The sequence below is a fragment of the Sporolactobacillus sp. THM19-2 genome (genome assembly GCF_004153195.1).
In the GTDB taxonomy this organism is placed as follows: Bacteria; Bacillota; Bacilli; order Bacillales; family Sporolactobacillaceae; genus Sporolactobacillus.
In genome coordinates, this window is record NZ_SEMC01000047.1 from 1 (window position 1) to 1,516 (window position 1,516).

Below are 1,516 nucleotides of genomic sequence, written 5' to 3' on the forward strand. Positions count from 1 at the left end.
GGGGGGGCAAAAATAAAAGCATGAATACCGACAACTCGGTATAATTGAAGTACCAACTCACAATTAATCGAGGCGGATTCATGCTATGAAAAGTATAACACGTAATGATCATCCATCAGCTGGTATTTTAGCTTCTGTTCAAAACTTTTTTGGTCGATTTCATTTGGCACAAGTCGCACGAGCTTCTCATGCCACCAAGACAAAAGGGGTGCCTTTCCGTGTCCTGTTCTGCTATCTGATCAGCACGATTTTTTCAAACAGGTCGACGTATCGCGATTATCTCAAGCATCAGGATCAGTTGACCTTCTCGGATAAGACGTTCCGCAACCTGCTCAACAACGGTCGGATCAACTGGCAAAAGTTTCTGATTCTGCTCTGTCAACGGATCATTCGGTTCATTGAACCGTTGACGGATTCGGCGCGTCAGAACGTGTTCATTGTGGACGATTCCATGTACGAACGGGCTCATGCCAAACATGTGGAACTGGCAGCGTTCCAGTTCGATCATGCCAGACATCGGCATACACGCGGTTTTCGCTTTCTTCAGCTGGGCTGGAGCGATGGCAACACATTCCTGCCGGTCACTTTTTCCCTGCTTTCCGGTCAGAATCAGGTCTGTGGCGTGAAAGCCGATGCCCGCACGCATTCCGGGAAGCGAAAGCTTCAGGCCCAGCGCAAAGCGCCCGAAGTCGTTCGGGAACTCCTCGTGTCCGCTCTGAGTCAGGGGGTCCGGGCTTCCTACGTCTTGTTTGACTCGTGGTTCTCAAGTCCGAAGATGTTTCATCAGCTGCGTCAGCTCAAGCTTCACGCCGTTGCCATGGTCAAACGGTCCAAAAAGGTGTACTACCGGTTTAACGGTCAAATGATGGATGTCAAAGCGATCTTTAAGGCACAGAAGAAACGTCGCGGCCGGTCACGCTATCTACTCTCGGTCCGCGTTGAAGCCGTCGTCGAGGGGGAGGAAAACATCCCGGTGAAGCTGGTTTACATCCGCAATCGCCGGAAACGCAAGGATTATCTGGTCCTGGCATCGACAGACACGCAGCTTCCTGAAGATGAAATCATCCGGCTTTACGGAAAACGCTGGTCGATTGAGATGTACTTCAAAATGTGCAAACAGTATCTCCGTCTGGCGAAGTATCAGGGCTTGTCGTACGATGGCATCTTTGCCCACACGGCCTGCGTGGCTATTGCCTATTCCCTGCTTGCGGTGCAACACCGGGAACAGGAGGACGACCGGACCCTGGGCGAGTTGTTCTACCTCATGGTCGATGAACTCGCAGATATCACTTTCACCGAAGCCATCCGACAGCTCATCGACTTATTCCAGGAGGCATTCGAGAATGAACCCGTTCTCTCTGAGAAAGTCATGGATCAAATTATGGAAAGGTTTCTGAAAAAACTGCCGTCCAGCTATCGGGAACGGCTGACCAAAGCGGCAGCCTGAGCTAATTTATCCAGGAAGAACATAGAACCAGCAAGGAACAGGGACACTTTTCTATCTTTCAAGTTTTAG

The 1,516-nt window shown here is 50.5% G+C and carries 1 protein-coding gene; it reads left to right on the top strand.

Annotation, left to right across the window (positions count from 1 at the left end; all coding sequences use genetic code 11):
• Window positions 1-85: 85 nt before the first annotated feature.
• Complete coding sequence (locus EWH91_RS14260) at window positions 86-1,447, top strand: IS4 family transposase (RefSeq protein ID WP_129930920.1); 1,362 nt, start codon at window positions 86-88, stop codon at window positions 1,445-1,447.
• Window positions 1,448-1,516: the final 69 nt, after the last annotated feature.

Coding starts and splice junctions, on each gene's coding strand:
- EWH91_RS14260 (WP_129930920.1), top strand. CDS start 86: ATGAAAAGTATAACACGTAATGATCATCCATCAGCTGGTATTTTAGCT.